Source organism: Halostella sp. PRR32 (assembly GCF_034808085.1).
Classification (GTDB): Archaea; Halobacteriota; Halobacteria; order Halobacteriales; family Natronoarchaeaceae; genus Halostella; species Halostella pelagica.
Genome location: NZ_JAXHGL010000003.1, coordinates 341,537 through 358,343, shown reverse-complemented (window position 1 = coordinate 358,343; position 16,807 = coordinate 341,537). Strand labels below are relative to the sequence as shown.

Annotated in this window: 16 protein-coding genes and 1 tRNA gene; 6 read left to right on the top strand and 11 right to left on the bottom strand. The window is 63.7% G+C overall.

Annotation, left to right across the window (positions count from 1 at the left end; all coding sequences use genetic code 11):
* The first annotated feature begins 78 nt into the window (after positions 1-78).
* The gene (locus SM753_RS11685) at positions 79-522 is read left to right on the top strand and encodes a hypothetical protein (RefSeq protein ID WP_323191732.1); all 444 of its coding nucleotides are present in this window, start codon (positions 79-81) and stop codon (positions 520-522) included.
* A 316-nt stretch (positions 523-838) separates the two neighbouring features.
* Here SM753_RS11685 and SM753_RS11680 read toward each other — a convergent pair whose 3' ends face one another.
* The 5 genes from SM753_RS11680 to SM753_RS11660 all read right to left on the bottom strand — a co-directional run bounded on the left by SM753_RS11680 (position 839) and on the right by SM753_RS11660 (position 7,900).
* Complete coding sequence (locus tag SM753_RS11680; RefSeq protein ID WP_323191731.1) at positions 839-2,431, bottom strand: hypothetical protein; 1,593 nt, start codon at positions 2,429-2,431, stop codon at positions 839-841.
* 144 nt (positions 2,432-2,575) lie between these two features.
* Positions 2,576-3,952 (bottom strand): hypothetical protein, encoded by a 1,377-nt coding sequence (locus SM753_RS11675; RefSeq protein WP_323191730.1) that lies wholly within the window; start codon positions 3,950-3,952, stop codon positions 2,576-2,578.
* Positions 3,953-4,131: 179 nt separating this feature from the next.
* Positions 4,132-5,955 carry a hypothetical protein gene (locus SM753_RS11670; protein ID WP_323191729.1) on the bottom strand — a complete coding sequence of 608 codons (1,824 nt, stop codon included), beginning with the start codon at positions 5,953-5,955 and terminating at the stop codon, positions 4,132-4,134.
* 679 nt (positions 5,956-6,634) lie between these two features.
* Positions 6,635-7,303: a hypothetical protein gene (locus SM753_RS11665; protein WP_323191728.1), complete on the bottom strand. Its 669-nt coding sequence runs from the start codon at positions 7,301-7,303 to the stop codon at positions 6,635-6,637.
* A gap of 523 nt (positions 7,304-7,826) precedes the next feature.
* Positions 7,827-7,900: transfer RNA gene (locus SM753_RS11660), tRNA-Tyr, on the bottom strand.
* 131 nt (positions 7,901-8,031) lie between these two features.
* Between SM753_RS11660 and SM753_RS11655 the strand changes: the two genes are divergently transcribed.
* The 3 genes from SM753_RS11655 to ftsZ all read left to right on the top strand — a co-directional run bounded on the left by SM753_RS11655 (position 8,032) and on the right by ftsZ (position 10,181).
* A complete protein-coding gene (locus tag SM753_RS11655) occupies positions 8,032-8,586 on the top strand; it encodes a zinc ribbon domain-containing protein (protein WP_323191727.1) in 555 nt (184 codons plus the stop codon).
* A gap of 222 nt (positions 8,587-8,808) precedes the next feature.
* On the top strand, positions 8,809-8,988 hold the full coding sequence (locus SM753_RS11650) for a ribbon-helix-helix domain-containing protein (RefSeq protein ID WP_135533691.1): 180 nt from the start codon (positions 8,809-8,811) through the stop codon (positions 8,986-8,988).
* 2 nt (positions 8,989-8,990) lie between these two features.
* The gene (ftsZ, locus tag SM753_RS11645; protein ID WP_135533692.1) at positions 8,991-10,181 is read left to right on the top strand and encodes a cell division protein FtsZ; all 1,191 of its coding nucleotides are present in this window, start codon (positions 8,991-8,993) and stop codon (positions 10,179-10,181) included.
* A 63-nt stretch (positions 10,182-10,244) separates the two neighbouring features.
* Here ftsZ and SM753_RS11640 read toward each other — a convergent pair whose 3' ends face one another.
* The 3 genes from SM753_RS11640 to SM753_RS11630 form a co-directional block, all read right to left on the bottom strand.
* Positions 10,245-10,391 (bottom strand): hypothetical protein, encoded by a 147-nt coding sequence (locus SM753_RS11640; RefSeq protein ID WP_323191726.1) that lies wholly within the window; start codon positions 10,389-10,391, stop codon positions 10,245-10,247.
* A 44-nt stretch (positions 10,392-10,435) separates the two neighbouring features.
* Positions 10,436-11,413 (bottom strand): TIGR00269 family protein, encoded by a 978-nt coding sequence (locus SM753_RS11635; protein ID WP_135533693.1) that lies wholly within the window; start codon positions 11,411-11,413, stop codon positions 10,436-10,438.
* 101 nt (positions 11,414-11,514) lie between these two features.
* Positions 11,515-12,213 (bottom strand): alpha/beta fold hydrolase, encoded by a 699-nt coding sequence (locus tag SM753_RS11630; RefSeq protein WP_323191725.1) that lies wholly within the window; start codon positions 12,211-12,213, stop codon positions 11,515-11,517.
* A gap of 137 nt (positions 12,214-12,350) precedes the next feature.
* On the opposite strand from SM753_RS11630, the gene SM753_RS11625 reads away from it, so the two are divergent.
* Positions 12,351-13,004, top strand: coding sequence for a hypothetical protein (locus SM753_RS11625; RefSeq protein WP_135533695.1), 654 nt, complete (start codon positions 12,351-12,353; stop codon positions 13,002-13,004).
* Here the strand turns inward: SM753_RS11625 and SM753_RS11620 are convergent.
* Both SM753_RS11620 and SM753_RS11615 read right to left on the bottom strand, forming a co-directional pair.
* Positions 13,001-14,170 carry a MinD/ParA family protein gene (locus SM753_RS11620; RefSeq protein ID WP_323191724.1) on the bottom strand — a complete coding sequence of 390 codons (1,170 nt, stop codon included), beginning with the start codon at positions 14,168-14,170 and terminating at the stop codon, positions 13,001-13,003. The two genes, SM753_RS11625 and SM753_RS11620, sit on opposite strands and share 4 nt — an antisense overlap.
* Positions 14,171-14,286: 116 nt before the next feature.
* Positions 14,287-15,282, bottom strand: a complete 996-nt coding sequence (locus SM753_RS11615) for a glycosyltransferase family 4 protein (RefSeq protein WP_323191723.1) — start codon at positions 15,280-15,282, stop codon at positions 14,287-14,289.
* Positions 15,283-15,437: 155 nt separating this feature from the next.
* Here SM753_RS11615 and SM753_RS11610 point away from each other — a divergent pair, with 155 nt between their 5' ends.
* On the top strand, positions 15,438-15,929 hold the full coding sequence (locus SM753_RS11610) for a GNAT family N-acetyltransferase (protein WP_323191722.1): 492 nt from the start codon (positions 15,438-15,440) through the stop codon (positions 15,927-15,929).
* A 77-nt stretch (positions 15,930-16,006) separates the two neighbouring features.
* Here the strand turns inward: SM753_RS11610 and SM753_RS11605 are convergent, their stop codons facing one another.
* Positions 16,007-16,801, bottom strand: a complete 795-nt coding sequence (locus SM753_RS11605) for a methyltransferase domain-containing protein (RefSeq protein ID WP_323191721.1) — start codon at positions 16,799-16,801, stop codon at positions 16,007-16,009.
* Between the last annotated feature and the right edge of the window lie 6 nt (positions 16,802-16,807).

Here is a 16,807-nt window from a genome sequence, read left to right as displayed (position 1 = left end):
GCGGTCTGGTGACAGATCCTCAAGCGCAGATCGGGTACGAGGGCAACAGTTTTCGTCGTCGAACGCTTCGTATCGAACGTGTTTCCCGAACGGAGAGTCCCGTTCGTCCGCGACGCCGTGGTCGCAACTGCGGTCATCACCGGGTCGTACGCTCTCGCGTCCAACGTCGAATTCGCGCCCCTCCAGATACCGGGCTATCTCGTCATCGTGGGATTCGGCGTACTGGAGGCGGCCTTCGGCTTCGCCGGCGACTACTACGGGGTGCTGTTCGCCGCGTATCTCATCGGCCTGGGGCTGGCCGGTGCCGTCGCTGCTGCCGCCGTCCGCTCGCGGGCGGACGAAACCGGCGTCCCCGGCTGGCGGATCGGACTGGCCGGGGCTCTCGCCGTCCTCGGGTCGCTCTCGCTCCTGTTCGCGCTGGCCGTTCTCGTCGGGACCTCGCAGTGGGAACCAGTTCTCATCACGGGCGCGTTCGGTCTGGGCACGCTGGCGCTTGCAGGCTGGCTCGCCGGAACGTGGTAGTGGAGCGAGGCCGTCTGGCCAGTAATCGGCAACTATCGGCGGTCCGCACTCGCCGTTCGTCGGTCCTCGCCGACGAGCCTTCCGAAACGACGTGTAGTTCGACACCGGATCACGGAGTCGAGGACGCGCTCCGGATGCGGCTTTTTCGGAAGAACGCTTCTGCAGCGAACCACCGGTGACGGCTCAGCGAATGCGGAAGTGGTAGGGCTGCCGACCTCGCCGTCAAAACACCGGCTCCGACGAGAACGTACGTTGAGACGCGAACGTACGACGACGATAAGCGGCGCACGGACCGGTCCGACTCACCGTCCGAGCGTTACGGAATTCCGCGGTCACCGGTGTCTCCCTCGAACGAACCGATCCATCCGGACTGGGTCGCCAGATACATCGCCGTCGCCGAGAACCGAGCGTTCGCGACTTCCCACCGGTCGGTCGGGAGGTCGTATGCCAGCGCGGTGTTGTAGACCGGGGCCTGTCCGAATTGGCCGCCAGCGTTGGCCGGAAGCGGTAAGATGAAGTCCGCATCGGGGTCCCGCGATTCTGACCGTTCGGCGCGCTGAAGGCGACCCCGGATAAACAACGACCGAAAGAAACTGGGGAAGATGGTGTCTTCCACCGCTTCCAGATTGAGGATCTCGTCAGCCGCGTTGAGCCCCCCGACGATGTCGCCCGCGTCGCGAACCGTCAGTTGGGTCATCGGGCCCGGCCGCTCGTCGTCGAACACGTCCAACCCCCGTTGCCAGAGGTTATCGAGCAGGTATTCAATGGCGAGTTCGCCCTCCACCTCGCTATCCGTCCCTGCAGTCTCCTCAGCGAGGAGTAGACCCTGTCCGACAGCCCCCTGAACTGCCGCCTGGTTGACGTTCTCGTCCACGGGACCGACCCGACCGTCGATATCCATCGCTTCGATCGCGAAACTGACGAGCGAGTCCGCGTACTCCTCCGCGGCGTCGACGACGTCTCCGTCGTCTCCCTGCGTGACGTACCAGCCGACCGCGCTGAGGGCGGTGCCGAGATCCCTGACGGAGCCTTTCGAGACGATCTCGCTCCCGGAGAGTTCCGTGACGACCGTCCGCGCGACCATGTCCGTCAACTCGACCACCAGTTCCTCGTCCACTGCGGGTTCGGGGGTATCGTAACCGAGCGCCCCGCCGTCGACGAACGCAGTCGCCAGGGAGAGCGCCCACAGTGTAGAGAGGTAGTCGATCGGCCTGTCATCCGCTTCGCTTCCGCTGGTGGCCTCTCCGGTGGCAACGTCGTACTCGCGGACGAGGAAGACCTTGTCGGCAGACTCGTCGTCTTCGCGACGGCTGTCCCGTAGGGCCTCCTCTTCGAGAAACCCATAGTTGATCCCTCTCTGTGCCGTCTGGCCGAACAGTTGGGCGTAAAAATCGTCCTCGTCGGAAGACGGAGTCACGCCGACGTCCTCGAAAAGGGTCGACCAGACCACGTCAGCGGCGATGGTCCAAGAGAGGCCACGCGGCGTTATCGTCTGCGATTCGGGTTCGGCCCACCGTAGCGTATCCTGAACCGGTCTCGGATTGTACACCGGTCGCTCGACGAACGACGGATCGCCGGCGTTGTATGGGGCGATCACGACCGATCGGAGCCCTCGGATCGGGAGCTCGTCGAGTCCCGATTCGTCACGTATCTCGTCGATCAGATCGTCGAACTCGGCGCGGCGGGCCCGACTGCGAGGGTACGTGACGCCGTTGCCACTTAGGAGGAGGCTCTCGGCGTTGTACCGCGAGTAGTAGTACGCATCCTCCGTTGCGTCCGTCCAGTCGTACGTATCCTGTCCCGCAGCTCGTCCGCCGGTGACACCGACTAACCCCGCCGCTGCTACGGCTTGGAGTAATCGGCGACGCGATACCTTCTGCCCGGTCGAGTGACTCCCACTTCCGTTCATGGTACTTCCTCACATGGTCGTCAGTGAAGGGAAGCTTAAAACCGCAGAATTGTTCCCCGAATAATCCCGAATACCCGCAAATACGGGCGGGGTACTACGAACAAAGGACAGATTTAGTCCCCAAGAAGCTACGATTACTTCTTCTTACGGACAAACTGCTTGAAGGATCTGAGCAGCGAGATACAGACCTCCGTCCGCAAGGTATCGCTCGTCCGTCACTCGCCACTCGTCGGTCCGGCTATCGTAGGCGACCTCTCCGTTGTAAACGGGGGCCTGCCCGTAGCGGCCGCCGGCGCCGGTCGGTAAGGGCGGTTCCTGGTCCTCACCGTCGGCCGCGGCAAGCCGCTGTGCGCGCTGGAGGCGGCCTCGGTCGAACGTGTTGTCGTAGAACTCCACGAAGCGATCGTCAGCGCCGTCGATGCCGAGCGACGCCGCGGCGTGTAATCCCCCGATAACGTCCCCAGCATCGCGCACCGAGATCGCGTGCGCGTCAGCGTCGCGGCCGCTGGCAAAGGTCAGTGCGATCGGGTTCCAGAGATCGTCGAGCAAGTACGAACAGACGCTTCGAGCAGCGTCTTCAGCGTCGATTCCGACGGTGGATGCGTAAACAAGCCCCTGACCAACGGCTCCCTGCCGAGCGGCTAGATTGTGCCCGTCGCCTCCGTCCTCGTCGACGACCCTCCCGTCCGCGGTGAGCAGGTACTCGACGAGTGCAACGGTTGAGCGAAGCAGGCGCCATCCGTCCGTGGCCAACCCGTCGTCGCCGGTCACCTTGACGAACGTCGCGAGCGCCGCAAGTGCCGTTCCGAGGGCCCGGGGCGCGACGTTCCGTAAGATTTCGACGGGGGCGAACTCGTTGACGATAACCGTCGCGACTGCGTCGACGACAGTGCGTAGCGCTCCGGCCGATACGAACCGGGCGAGACCGTAGTCCGCCCCCCTCTCAGTCGCCCGGATGACGGTGGATACCGCCCAGAGCGTCTCCAGGTACGGTTCGGCGTCGAACAGCGGGGTCGATTCCCGTTCGGCTTCGTCGTACCGCGCGAGGACGATGGCAAGTTCCTCGCGCTCGGCGGCATCTTCGCTCAGTAGCCGCGCTTGCCCGGAGGTCATACCCCACTGGAGTCCTAGCTCTGCGACGTTTGCGTCGACGAGCGAGCGGTACCGGGACGAATCGTCGTCAGTCTCGTCGGCGATCCGTGCGAGAGCGAGCGAGCGGATCAGTGCCGAGGCAGCCGCCCAAGCTGTCGCTCCGGGGCTGATGAATCCGGGAGCATCAGCGTCGAACCACCGTAGGGTTTCCCAGTCCGGCCGCGGCTGAAACACCGGTCTCCGCACGTACCGCGGCCACCCGACGTCGTAGGGAGCGATCACCCATCGTTCGTTCCGGATCGGGGGACCGTCGAGAGCGACCTCGTCGAGTAGCGTCGCCCGAAGGCGCTCGAACCGCACGTCTTCCGCCGCCGTCCGAGGAAATTCGATCCCGTTGCCGCTTGCCCGAACGCTTTCGACGTTGTCCACAGCGTGCCACCAACGGTCGCTCCGCGTCGCGTTGCGATCGGTATCGTCGTCCCGCGACCCGGGGAACGAAACTGGCTGCGCGAACGCCCCCGTAGCTACCGCGCAGAGTACACGTCGTCTAGATACTCCTAACCGAGAAAGCTCGTCGATCATAACAAAGGCGGGGTGGGATATCGCCCCTAACGGCTACTGTTCGTCGCGTTTCCGCCAGTCTCATTCGCGGCCGGCGTCTCCTCCATCGTCGTTTGCGGTTCCTCGGTAGTCTCGTTACCGTCGCCGTCGGCATCGTCTGCTGCGTCGTCTTGGTCAACCCCGCCATCGTCATCGTCGGTATCCCGCCTGCGACTTACACTGGTCTGGCCCGGCACACCGCTACCGGGGTACGATTGACCGTCGAACTCACCGACCCAGATCAGTTGATTCGCGGTGTACATCGCCTGTTCGGTCGTGAACAGGTCGTCAGTCACCTCCCACTGGTCGGACCGGGGGTCGTACTGGACTTCCGTGTTGAGGACGGGAGCCTGGCCGAACTCCTCGTCGCCGGCGTCCGCAGGGAGCGGGAGTGGGAAATCCGCCTCCGGGTCCCTAGACTGAGTCCGCTCAGCGCGCTGCAGGCGCGCTCGGTTGACCGTGTTGTTGAAGAACTCGGAGAAGATGTTGTCGACGTCGCCTCGGTCGAGGACTGCGTCGGCGGCGTTGATACCGCCGATGATGTCGCCGAGGTCGCGGGCTGAAAAGGTCAGCACGTCGTCCTCGAGTTCGTCGTCGAACGTGCCGGAGGACGGGTCCCAGAGTTCGTCGAGCAGATAATCGATAACGTCGTCGGCGGTGTCCTGGTGATCGACGTCGGAGAGCCCTTCGGTCGCCCAGAGTAGGCCCTGACCGACTGCACCCTGAAGCGCCGCCTGATTCATCGGCTCGTCCTGTTCCTCGCCGCCGGTATCGGCAACGCGGCCGTCGTCGTCGATATTGTCGATGATGAGGCTGGCCGCGTTGTTCGCATAGGCGCTGGCCTGACTCTCTAAGTCGTCGTCGCCGGCGGCTTTTGCGCCGTAGTGGGCGACGGCACCGAGCATGATACCGAGGCCGCGCGGACCGTCCTTCTGAAGCACCTCGTCGGCGGATATTTCCGGGTCGTCGCCGCCGAATACCGTCCGCGCCGTGTTGTCCGCCAATTCTTGCAACTGATCGGCATCGACGACCTGCTGCGGGTTCTCGTATCCGAACTCTCCGGAGTTGGCGAAGTCGGCCGCCTCGGAAAGCGTCCAGAGAACCGTCGCGTAGTCCAACGGCACGTCGTCATCCTCCGTGCCGCCAGTCGCCTCGTCATTTTCGGCGTCGTACTCCTGGAAGAGGTACAGTTCGTTCTCGTCCTCCTCCTCCTCACGGCTCTCGTTACGGAGAACGCCGGTTCCGCCCTGGAGGAACCCGTAGTTGAGAGCCCACTGCGCGGCGAAGCCGTACATCTGCTGGTAGAACTCGCCGACGCCCTCCTCCATGGACCGTCCGGTGAACGTATCGAACCCTCGGGACCACGAGAGATAGGTGAGCGTCGACCAGCCGAGAGACTGTGGCGTGATCAGCGGGTCGCCCTGATCTTCCCATAGGAGCGTGTTCTGGATGGGTCGCGGATTAAACACGGGCCGTTCCGTATAACTCGGCACGCCGTCGCGGTACGGAACGATGGTCAGCGAGTTGAGACCGCGGATGGGACGCTCGTCAAGACCGGCATTATCTCGCATCTGGTCGCGAAGGTCTTCGAACTGTGCTTGTTGTCCCTCGCTTCGCGGGTACTGGACACCGTTTTCGCTCAGAACCACGCTGTCCGCGTTGTACTGGGAATACCAGAAACTGTCACGGGAGGCGTCCGTCTCGTCGTACACTTCCTGCGCCTGCACGGACGAGACCCCGATACTACCGATCAGGCCCGCCGCGGCGGCTACTTTGAGGTAGTCTCGGCGCGATGCAGAGAGGGATCTTTCGCTGTTTTCGTTGTCAGTCATGGTATCACTTACTACGTCCCGGAATCCGACAGGGCTGGGAATAAACCCCGAATACGATTTCATCCTGTTTCGATCAGTAGAAGAATGGCACCGGATTCTTCTCGGATATTCAGTATTCGTAACCAGACTGGACACAATAGCCACTCTATCCCGGTTTTCGTCAAGGCGGCTCGCTTCTACGCGGTAGTATCTCTCAAAGTGATTCTGCACCGGGCGTAGTTACGTAACGATGCTGTCTGTTTTTTGCAGCTGATTGTTGTCGTTCGAGTATGCTAGAATACTACAAACAACGTGTAGAACGGGGCGACGTATTGCAGATTACCGCCGGCTTCGACCGACAAAATCCGGCAGCAACTTCGAACTACCCTGGACAACCACGCGCGTGAATATCTCTGATTGACGCACCGCCTTCCAACCGGGACCGTACAGATATTCGAGGTACTGCACCCTGGTTAAAGTCTCCGTGTAGCGATCTAAGTTCAGATGATCTTTCCGTATTTCTCACTCTCGGGGTGACTAATCCCGCTAGTTCGGTACCCGAACACCGCGTAAGCCTCACAGTCACGGCTTTTCAACCGCGTTCTCACCACTCATGATCATGCCTCGGACGTTTCGGGTACCCGGTAGAATCGCTTCACCGTTCGAACGCAGTTCGAAATATAAACGCTCCCTCTATCACCTATCCCCGCTTTCCGCCGCTGTCGTTGTTCTCTGAGCGAAAGTTGTCTTCCGCATCGTTATTTCCGTCCGAACCGGAAACGTCGTTCCCGAGCGTGAGCACGAAATCGGGGGGCATATCCTTCGTTCGGCGCCGCCACCGATAGATATCCAACCAGTGGAAGACACTCGTCAGCGCAAAGGCGACCGCGAACAGGAGAAAGACGGAGATCACTGGGAGCGTCTCAACCGGCCAGATCCCGAGCAGGATCAGCCCGGCCGCGGTGAGACAGGTGAGCGCCAGCGTAAAGTACACTTTGTACCACGGAACCGTCGTGTGCGGATCGTTAACGAGGTATAGTCCGAACTCTGAACGATCGACGCGTAAGCTTATCTGCTTGCGTTGGCGATTGTAGGAGACGAGTTCGAGGTCTTCCAGATACGGCAAGTGCGTCTGGTGAATCGCCGAATACACCGATTTTCGGTGAGACGGTGAGACCTCGTCGGGTGTCGTACAGCGCTCCCACGCCGCCACCTGATCGATCAGTTCGTCCAACCCGATCGGCCGGTCGTGGTTCTGGAGGTAGTACAACACGTACCGACGACGCTGGTTCTGTATCGCGTCGACGACGGTTTTTTCCGATATCTCCTCCCGGGTCTTCCGTGGACTAGTGGTTTCAAGGGATTTCATCGGGAGGTAGAGCTTTTGACGACCGATGCGACGTACGTCGCGTTCGGTCTCGATTCCACCCTTTGCATCGACCGCCTTGCACTCTTCCGAGTGTAGCTCGTTCCCTTTCCATGGTACGGAATAACAATGGATCTCCGAGCGTCTTCAAGGGCGGCGATATTCACGCGGGCGGGTGAACGATACGGGCTGTGAATCCTCGCTTCAGATCGCGACGAGATAGCTGTACACTCTGCGCTGTTAGACTTGGAGAAAGTCGACTGTACCCGCACCGCCAGACGGTGACAGGGAGCATCGGGAAGCATGTTCAACTCTCAGAGCAAATACGACCGAAACCAGGGGAGAATCCACTGCCATCTATCGACTGTGATGCGGCGGGGTACAGGAGTTCGCTCTCCGGTTTGAACTGAGGAAGGTATTCCTGCTCGCTACGCTGTGCGGGCTGTGACTTCCAGGCTCGAATCGGCTCAGTTCAATTTTCGGACCTCATCGCGCCCGCTTCGCTCGCCGATTCGGACACAGAAAATCCGCCCTCCCCGATTTGAACGGGGGACAAGTCGATCTACAGTCGACTGCTCTACCAGTCTGAGCTAAGGGCGGGCAGGCGATTACACGTAGTCCCTCTGTTGGACTTAAGGGTTATTATTCGGTTCGCACGTCGACAGACGAGCGTCAGACATCGCGGGAAGATTGAAATAGGTGGCGCTACATCTGTCTGACGAGAGACGCGCATGAGCAAGATCACGTTCCGCGCCGACGACACCCTCGTCGACGAGTTAGAGCGGTTCGACGCCTCCAAGAGCGAGGTGTTGCGCCGCGCCCTCCGAGAGTATCTCGAGGGCCGGGACGGCGCGAGCGCGGAGCGGAGCGACCGCGGCGTGGAGGGCGGGAGCATCGACGACATCGTCGCGGAACGGGTCGATACGCTCGTCGAGCGGCGACTGGCGGAGCGGACAGCGAACGGCGGCGGACAGGACATCAACGTAAACATCTCGCTCGACGGGGACCGCGCGGCGAGCGAACAGTCCCAGGCGGGCGCTCGTAAGACGGCCGCGCCTGACGAACGCGACGCGTCCGACGCTCGCGACCCGGCCCCCGACGGAAGTAATACGTGCGGCCAGTGCGGCGAGAACGTCAGTTCGGACCACGTGTACTGCCCGAACTGCGGGGAAAAAGCGACCCACAGGGTGTTCTGTGACTGCGGCGACGAGCTCAGAACGGACTGGGCCTTCTGTCCCAGTTGCGGTCGTCGGACGCCGGCCGCCGACGTGCTCGATTCCGCCTGACCGGCAGTATCGGCGCTCTACGCCGCTGTTTTCTCCGGTTGTCATACGATCAGCGATACTTTTATTACATATCGGCTGGTGTGTTGATTCGCGTAAGACGGTCGTCTTACACGGCGAGAACATACGGCAGTATCGTACTCCCATCGTGGAGTTATGACGTGTAAGACACCACGCGTGTGAGGGGAATCGCACGTATCCGTCTTACCAAAGGGGAATCTAACAATGGAGCGTGTGACACTGCGAATTCCGAAACAGCAGATCGACGAGGTAGAACAGCTAGTCGAGACGGGGGAGTTTCCGAACCGGAGCGAGGCGATCCGGTCGGCCGTCCGCGAAATGATCAACGAGCAGGGCGAGAAGACCCAGGATAGCTCGAGCAAACACAACTGGGCGAAGGTGTAACTATGCAGGACATCGTTCAGGACGCGCTCGAGAACGCCGAAGCCGAGAAGCGTGACATGGATGTCGACACCGACGGGGACGAGTTCGGCGACCCGCGGATCGTCATCGTCGGAGCGGGCGGGGCGGGCAACAACACCGTCAATCGCCTGTACAACATCGGCGTCGACGGAGCGGAGACCGTCGCGATAAACACCGACAAACAGCACCTGAAGATGATCGAGGCCGACACGAAGATCCTCGTGGGCAAGTCGCTCACGAACGGTCTCGGCGCGGGTGGCGACCCCTCGATGGGCGAACGAGCCACCGAGATGGCTCAGGGGACCATCAAGGAAGTGCTCGGCGACGCCGACCTGGTGTTCGTCACCGCCGGGATGGGTGGCGGCACCGGTACCGGCGCTGCGCCCGTCGTCTCGAAGATAGCGAGCGAGCAGGGTGCCATCGTCGTCGGCATGGTGTCGACGCCGTTTAACGTCGAACGCGCGCGGACGGTCAAGGCCGAGGAAGGCCTCGAAAAACTCCGCGAGGAGGCCGACTCGATCATCGTCCTCGACAACAACCGCCTGCTCGACTACGTTCCCAACCTCCCGATCGGCAAGGCCTTCTCGGTGATGGACCAGATCATCGCCGAGACGGTGAAAGGTATCAGCGAGACCATCACTCAACCGTCGCTCATCAACCTGGACTACGCGGACATGACGACGATCATGAACCAGGGCGGCGTCGCGGTGATGCTCGTCGGGGAGACTCAGGACAAGAACAAGACCCAGGAGGTCGTCAACGACGCGATGAGTCACCCCCTGCTCGACGTTGATTACCGCGGCGCGAGCGGTGGACTCGTCCACATCACCGGCGGCCCCGACCTCACGCTGAAGGAGGCCGAAGGTATCGCCAACAACATCACCGAACGCCTGGAAGCGAGCGCGAACGTTATCTGGGGCGCTCGTATTCAAGAGAACTACAAGGGCAAGGTGCGCGTCATGGCGATCATGACGGGCGTCCAGAGCGCGCAGGTGCTCGGCCCGACCACGCAGAAGCAGGCCAACAAGTCTCGACAGAGCCTTGACGGCGTCGACGAATCCGACTTCGACGCGAGTCAGAACCTCGGGAACGACGCCGTTCACGGCAACGGCGCACAGAGCGATGGCGGCCGGGAAACGGTCGAACAGAACAACGGCCTCGACGTCATCCGATAACCCGTTTTTTCGACGGAGACTCGTGGGGCTTCGGCCCCTCTATTTCGCACCCCACGAGCGACGCTATCGGTGGGCTTCGGACGCATACTCGGGGTCGGGTTCGCCGCCGCTGGAGTCGCCTATCGGCTCGTTTTCAGCGGACTGGGCGGCTGTCTCGCCGGAAAGACGGCGGAACGAGAACGTCGTGTGACAGTCCGTCTTACACGGCATGGACCGATTCCACGAGCGCTTGTGCTCTCGTGCACAGTCACGCCCTAAACGGCATGAACCGATTCCACGAGAGCACACTTTCGACACTTCTCTCTCGTCGTCGCCGCGCCACACTCTGCGCACTCTCCCAGGTCGCGTTCGCTCGCGTCGCCGTACTTGCTGGCGGCCATGGCCGCGATCTCCTCGTACCCCGCCATGATCGAGTGGCGAGCCCCGGGGTGGTTCTCTTCGAGGTCGAGTAGCAACTCCTGAATCTCGCCGCGGTAGGCCTCGCTGGCGTGGGGACACTCCGTGATGTGGGCGGGGAGGTCGCGCAAGTGTGCGTACAGGGCGACCTCCTTCTCGGGGATGTCCCGGAGCGGTTTGGCGCGGGGGACGAAATCGGCCTGCTCGCCGCGGGTGTCGGGGCCGTCGCCGAACGGACCGAGGCTGGCATCGAAATGCTTCGCCATCTGGGGAATATCGCCTTCGAAGAAGTTCATCAGCGCCGTCTGGGCCTCGTCGTCCAGGTTGTGGCCCGTCAGGAGTTTCGTCGCGCCGTACTCCTCGGCGTACTTCGAGAGGAGGTCGCGGCGGAACACGCCGCAGTACGCGCAGGCGGCCATGTTTTCGGGGTCCGTCTCGACGACCTCGTCCATCTTCACGTCGAATTCCTCTTCGTAGGTCACTATCTCGTGGCGGATACCGAGGTCCGCGGCGAGTTCCTCGCAGGCATCGACGGACTTGTCGCGGTAGCCCTCGATCCCTTCGTGGATGGTCAAGGCGATCATCTCGACGCGGGGGTCCTCGGCGAACGTCTGGTCGAGGATCTGCGCGAGGACGACGCTGTCCTTGCCGCCCGAGAGACCGATCACCCACGTCTCGGGGTCGTCCGGCGTGGCCGACCGCGGGAGGAGGTTGTCCTCGCGGATCCGGCTCCGAGCCCTGCTCTCGACCGACTCGCAGAAGTGGTGCTCGCAGAGGTGCGACCCGGAGTAGGCCGCGTGCATCACCGCCTCGCGGTCGCACTTGGTGCAGTCCATTACCGACACGTACCTTCGCGCCGCCCATCACGGTTTCGCCTCGGCGCGTTCGCGGGTGGCTGTCGCCGACGCTGGTCCGCCCGCCACTGCGGCATCACCGGTCACGCCGAGAGCGCGGCCGAACCGTCCTCCAGAGCGGCCAGGAGCGTGTCGAGGTGGCGGTCGCGCGCCGACGAGGAAAACAGTTCGTGACCGCCGTCGTAAAGGACGATACGCTCCGGCGGAACCCGGTCTCCGATGGCGCGCGTGCTGACGATCCGGTCCCGAAGGGTGCAGAAGACGACAGCGTCGTCGTCGATGGGCGGTAGGGTCCGCTGTGCCTCGCGGCACTCCCGTATCCACGACGGCGCGGCGGCGTTCGCCCCGGTCGCTATCTGTCGGTCGGTCGCCAGGTCACCGATGTTCTCCGCGTCAGTGTTCGCCGGTAGGAATTCGACGCTGGTCGGGAGTTTCGCGAACAACGGGCCGAGAACGTCGAGCACACCCTCGGGGAACCCCCAGAACGGACTGAGATAGATCCGCCGGTCAGCGCCGTCGAGGTGGGCCGCGATCAGGCCGCCGGTGCTGTGCGAGAGCAGGCGGTACCCGTCCAGTTCCGCGACGAACTCGGCGACGGGTTCGAGGTACTCGCTCCGGAAGTCGGAGATAGCCGTCGGGATCCGAAACGCGTGGACGCGGTATCCCGCGCCCGTGAGTTCGTCTATCAGCCAGCGGACGTTCTCGTGGTACAGTTTGTTCCCCCAGACGAGAACGAACACCAAGTCCTCGTCTCCGCCGTCGTCGAACGTGCGCTGTTCCATACGGTCGGGTTCTCCGTAATACGACAAAAGCGATGCGGGAGACCGTACTACGCCGTCCAGAAGCCGGTGACTGCGCGCACGGCTACTGCGGGACCAGCACGAAGACGTTTTGCGCGTCCGGCGACTACCGGGAAACGATGAGCGGACTGGACCGCGACGACGCCATCGACCGCGTCGAAGCCATCGTCGACGCCGTAGAGAGCGAACGGATGCCCGTCCCCGTCCGCGAGGTGTGGGTGTACGGGGACGTCGCTCTCGGTCTCGACCCGGTCGAACGCCTCGACGTCTACCTGACGAAAGACATCCTGCTGGACGGCGAGAGCGACCGCGAGGGGGAGTTCGTCGACAGCCACGGAATACAGGGGGTCGGCAAGTCCGTCCGAGCGGACTGGGCCGAGGACCACCCCGACCTGCTCCGGGCGAACCCGAACGGTCACGCCGCGCCGGAGAAATGTCTCGCCGCACACCTGATAGACGAGGACGAGCCGATCCACCTCGAAGTGTGTAACGCCAGTTTCGAGGACAACGTCACGCAGCGCTTGCGCGGGGCGGTAGACCGCGAAGCCTACGAGGAAATACTCGACCCGCGCGGGGCCTGCCTCTGGGTCGATGGGACTCGGAGCGAGGACGCGCTCTCGAAACTCCGCAACAGCGAACTGCCGTTCCCGACGCTGTCGGAATCGCTCGAAATGCTCGGGCTCGAACCCGACCAGGCCGACACCGCCGCAAAGGAGATTCACGCCTGGCGCGAACAGCAGGAGGGCGCGACCGTTCGCGGCGACGTGGTTTAGCTGAAGAACTTGTCGAGCAGGCCTTCCTCGCCGACCTCCTCGCTGCGTTCGGTCTCGCGTTGCTCACGGGCGTTTTGCATCCGGTCTTTGAACGCCGCGGCGACCGGATCTTCCTCGTCGCCGCCTGCTGTCTGTCCGGTCTGATCGGCGGAAACTCCGGCGACGGAGTTGCCCTTTCCGCCGCCGGACCTACCGGATTCGGCGTCGGCCGCCTCGCCGCTGGCTCCGGCCGACCCGTCCGAATCGACCCAGTCGAACGCCGGATTCGAACCGCCGTTGTCGCCGTCCGCGGCCGTCTCCGTCCCGCCTGCAGCGGCCGCCGTCGGCTGATCGGCTTCCTGCGTCGTCTCGGACGCTCGTTCGCTCCCCGCCTCCGCCGCACTCGTCGCTCCCGGAGAGTGATACGTGCCCTCGTCGAGACCGTTTGACAGCGATGACGGGACGATCGGGTCCGCGGACAGGTCGTCCGCGGCGATGCGCGCCGCCAGCTCCCAGTACGTCTCCGCGGTCGGGCTGTCCGGGTCGTGTTCGATCACCGGAACGCCGGCCGCCGAACTCGCAACGACGCTCTCGTCGTGCGGTAGTGCGGCGAGTACGGGGGTCGAAACGTGGCGTTCTATCGCCGACAGGTCCGGCGTCACGCCGGCATCGATCCGGGTCACGATCACGCCTTCGACCGGCGTCCCTAGATACTCCACGGCCTGTCGCCCCTCAGCGGTGGCCGTTAGCGATTCCTCGTCGAGCGTCGACGCGAACACGGCTCTGTCGGCGAGTGAGGCCCACAGCATCGCCTCCAACCGGTCGCTGACGCCGACGTCGAGCAACACCACGTCGTAGCGCTGGCGGGCCACGTCGACGATATCCGCGGCGATCCCCAGGTTCGCGTTCCGCTGCCAGTCGCGGTCGGACGCACCGGGAACGACGGCGAAGTCCCTCGACCGCTTGTACGTCGCGTCGAGCAGGGTCGCCCGCCCCGCCAGGACCGACTCGATCGTCGGTCCGTCGACCGTTACGTCGATACCCTCTGTCAGTTCCGCCCCGCCCAGGTCGGCGTCGACGATGCCGACCCGAAGCGGTCCCTCCGCGAGCGACGCCCCCAGCGCCGCCGTGGTAGTTGTTGCCCCCGCGCCGCTCGATCCCCCGAGTATCGCGTACACCCCTGTCATCTTGCGGGGATCTGTACCGATGCGTAATAAATAATCTCCGTGATACATTAACATTTATTTTCTTAGACTTTCCGTCCCGGTGACTGAACAGGTCACGGAGGAATGGCGTATCCGTCTCAGACAACGCTCCGATACAGCGACACGAGATCGTCGGCGACAGTGTCGAGTTCGAACGACTCGCTCGCGGCCTCCGCGTTCGCGCCGAGGCGCTCGCGCTGGTCAGAGTCCTGCACCTGCTTGATCGCGCCGGCGAAGTCGTCGTCCGCTTTCAGGCAGTTCGTTCCGTCCGTGAGCCACTCGAACGTCGGGACATCGCGGACGACCGGCGGTTTCCCACAGGCCATCGCCTCCAGCAGCGCCATCCCCTCGTTCTCGTTTTTCGTCGGGAAGAAGAACACGTCGCCGGCGGCGTACGCCCCGCGGATGTCCTCGACGTAGCCCGTAAACGTGCAGTTGGCCGGCGCGTTCTCGACGAGTTTCGTCGTCTCTCGCTTCCGGAGGAGGCGGTCGAGACCCCCGCCTCCGGTGGGGTTGAGGTAGCCGAACCAGACGAAGTCCGTGTCGGGCATCGCGCGAGCAGTCTCGACGAACGACCGGAGGCCTTTGCGCTCGATGACGTGGCCCACCATGAACGCGACCGTTCCGGAGAGGTCGTACCTGTCGCGGTACTCCTCGCGGAGGTCCGCGTATCCGGCCAGCATATCCGGGTCGAACCCGTTGCTGATGACGGTTTTCGGAGCGTCCGCGTACCCCTCCAACACCTGGCGGTTGTGCTTGGAGGGACAGACGAGGTGATCGGCCAGCGAGTACGCGTACTCCAGGTAGGGGCGCATCGGACGCGCGAGCAGGTTCGAAAGGGCGAAGCTCTCCCGGAAGTCCTCCGCGGTCTGGTGTGCGTGGACCAGTACGGGAACGCCGCTCAGGCGTGCTTTCCGGGCGTAATACACGGAGCGCGGCCCCATGTTGTTCAGGTGCAGGAGGTCGGCGTTCAGATCGGGTTCGGTGGTGTACTCGATCCCCCGCCGGTCCAGTATCTTCCGCTGGTTCCGCACCGACTGGGCGTGTCCGCCCGTGATGTGGTCCTCCCACTCGAAGTAGTGGCTGACGCGCATTCCTTGTCCGCACTCTCAAACGCGGAGGGTTCAACCCTTCCGGTTCCGACGCGGGGTCCCGACGGCGTTGCGCTCGCCGCCGAGCGACGCCGCGGTTGGACACGTGGGACTGCCGAACGGCCGCGTATATCTTCGACGCGCCCGTACGACGCCGCATGAACGTCCGCGAAGCCACGCCCGCCGACGCTGCGGCGGTCAACGAAGTCCATCTCGACTCCGTCGACGGCCTCGGCCCCGCGGCCTACGACGAGAAACAGGTCGCGGCCTGGGGGACCAGCGCAGGGCCCGACGATTATCCGGTCGACGCCGGCGATACCCGCTTCGTAGTCGCGGAAGTAGACGGCGAAGTTCAGGGGTTCGGCGAACTCGCGTTCGATCCGGGCGAGTATCTCGAACCGCCCGCAGACGCCGAGGTGAAAGCGGTTTACGTCCACCCGTCCGTCGCCCGCCGAGGCGTCGGGTTGGCGCTACTCGCCGAACTGGAGGACGCGGCACGCGAAAACGACACCGAGACGCTCGGCCTCTACGCGTCGAAAAACGCCGTCCCCTTCTACGAGGCGCGCGGGTACGACCGCGTCGCCGAACGGGCCCACGAGTTCGGCGGCGAGGTTCCGGGAACCGTTGTGGAGATGCGGAAACGCCTGTAAACGGAGGCGAGGCGACTGGTAACTGCCAAACGTCACCGTATACCCGTCCGGCGGCCACCGACAGTTGTCCGGGTATCCTACACCCGTCCGACGGTCACGAAAAAGGGGACGACCTCCGTTCGCCGGTAGTTCTCGTCTTGCATCTGCTCGATGACGTCCCGTCCCATCGCGCGCCACGCGGCGCGCAGGTCGTCGAACTCCTCGGCGGAGAGGTCACCGTTGAGCATCGTCGTGCGGTCGTCCGTTAGCCCCTCGCCCGACGCCTTCCGCTTCGCTGCGGAGAGCGCAGACTCCGAATACGGCGGGGCGACCGTCCGCTCGTGGTCGTAGCGACGCGTCTCCACGCTATCGAGATCGGCTTCGTCGAACACCCGGCGGGTTCCGGTCCCGCCCAGCGAGACGTCCGTCGGCACGCCGTCGATGTACGCGCGGCGGGCGCGTCCCTCCAGTCGTGATTCGGCGGCGACGCTGGAGTCGACGGTAACGGCACCGTTGTCGGGTTCGACCGCGGCCACGCGGTCCCGCGAGACGCGCGCGAACTCCCGGACCGTCGCCGCGGGGTCGGGGAGGTTGATCAGCAGGGCCTGACAGACGACGAGGTCGAAAGAACCGTCAGGGAACGGGAGGCGGGTCGCGTCGCCAGCGACGACCGGGGCGTGGTCGGCCGCGACCGCGAGCAGGTCGGCGTCGGCGTCGACGCCGATCACCTCGCCCGGCGACTCCTCGGCGAGGACGCGGGTTAACTCACCCGTCCCGCAGCCCACGTCGAGGACGCGGTCCGCGTCCCCGAGTTCGAGCGGGTCGAGGGCCCGGCGGTCCTCCCACATCCCGCGACGCGTCTCGTCGAGGTAATCGGCTGTGAACTGGCGCACGGGGCG

Coding starts and splice junctions, on each gene's coding strand:
- SM753_RS11680 (WP_323191731.1), bottom strand. CDS start 2,431: ATGAACGGAAGTGGGAGTCACTCGACCGGGCAGAAGGTATCGCGTCGC.
- SM753_RS11670 (WP_323191729.1), bottom strand. CDS start 5,955: ATGACTGACAACGAAAACAGCGAAAGATCCCTCTCTGCATCGCGCCGA.
- SM753_RS11665 (WP_323191728.1), bottom strand. CDS start 7,303: ATGAAATCCCTTGAAACCACTAGTCCACGGAAGACCCGGGAGGAGATA.
- SM753_RS11655 (WP_323191727.1), top strand. CDS start 8,032: ATGAGCAAGATCACGTTCCGCGCCGACGACACCCTCGTCGACGAGTTA.
- SM753_RS11650 (WP_135533691.1), top strand. CDS start 8,809: ATGGAGCGTGTGACACTGCGAATTCCGAAACAGCAGATCGACGAGGTA.
- ftsZ (WP_135533692.1), top strand. CDS start 8,991: ATGCAGGACATCGTTCAGGACGCGCTCGAGAACGCCGAAGCCGAGAAG.
- SM753_RS11640 (WP_323191726.1), bottom strand. CDS start 10,391: ATGCCGTGTAAGACGGACTGTCACACGACGTTCTCGTTCCGCCGTCTT.
- SM753_RS11635 (WP_135533693.1), bottom strand. CDS start 11,413: ATGGACTGCACCAAGTGCGACCGCGAGGCGGTGATGCACGCGGCCTAC.
- SM753_RS11630 (WP_323191725.1), bottom strand. CDS start 12,213: ATGGAACAGCGCACGTTCGACGACGGCGGAGACGAGGACTTGGTGTTC.
- SM753_RS11625 (WP_135533695.1), top strand. CDS start 12,351: ATGAGCGGACTGGACCGCGACGACGCCATCGACCGCGTCGAAGCCATC.
- SM753_RS11620 (WP_323191724.1), bottom strand. CDS start 14,170: ATGACAGGGGTGTACGCGATACTCGGGGGATCGAGCGGCGCGGGGGCA.
- SM753_RS11615 (WP_323191723.1), bottom strand. CDS start 15,282: ATGCGCGTCAGCCACTACTTCGAGTGGGAGGACCACATCACGGGCGGA.
- SM753_RS11610 (WP_323191722.1), top strand. CDS start 15,438: ATGAACGTCCGCGAAGCCACGCCCGCCGACGCTGCGGCGGTCAACGAA.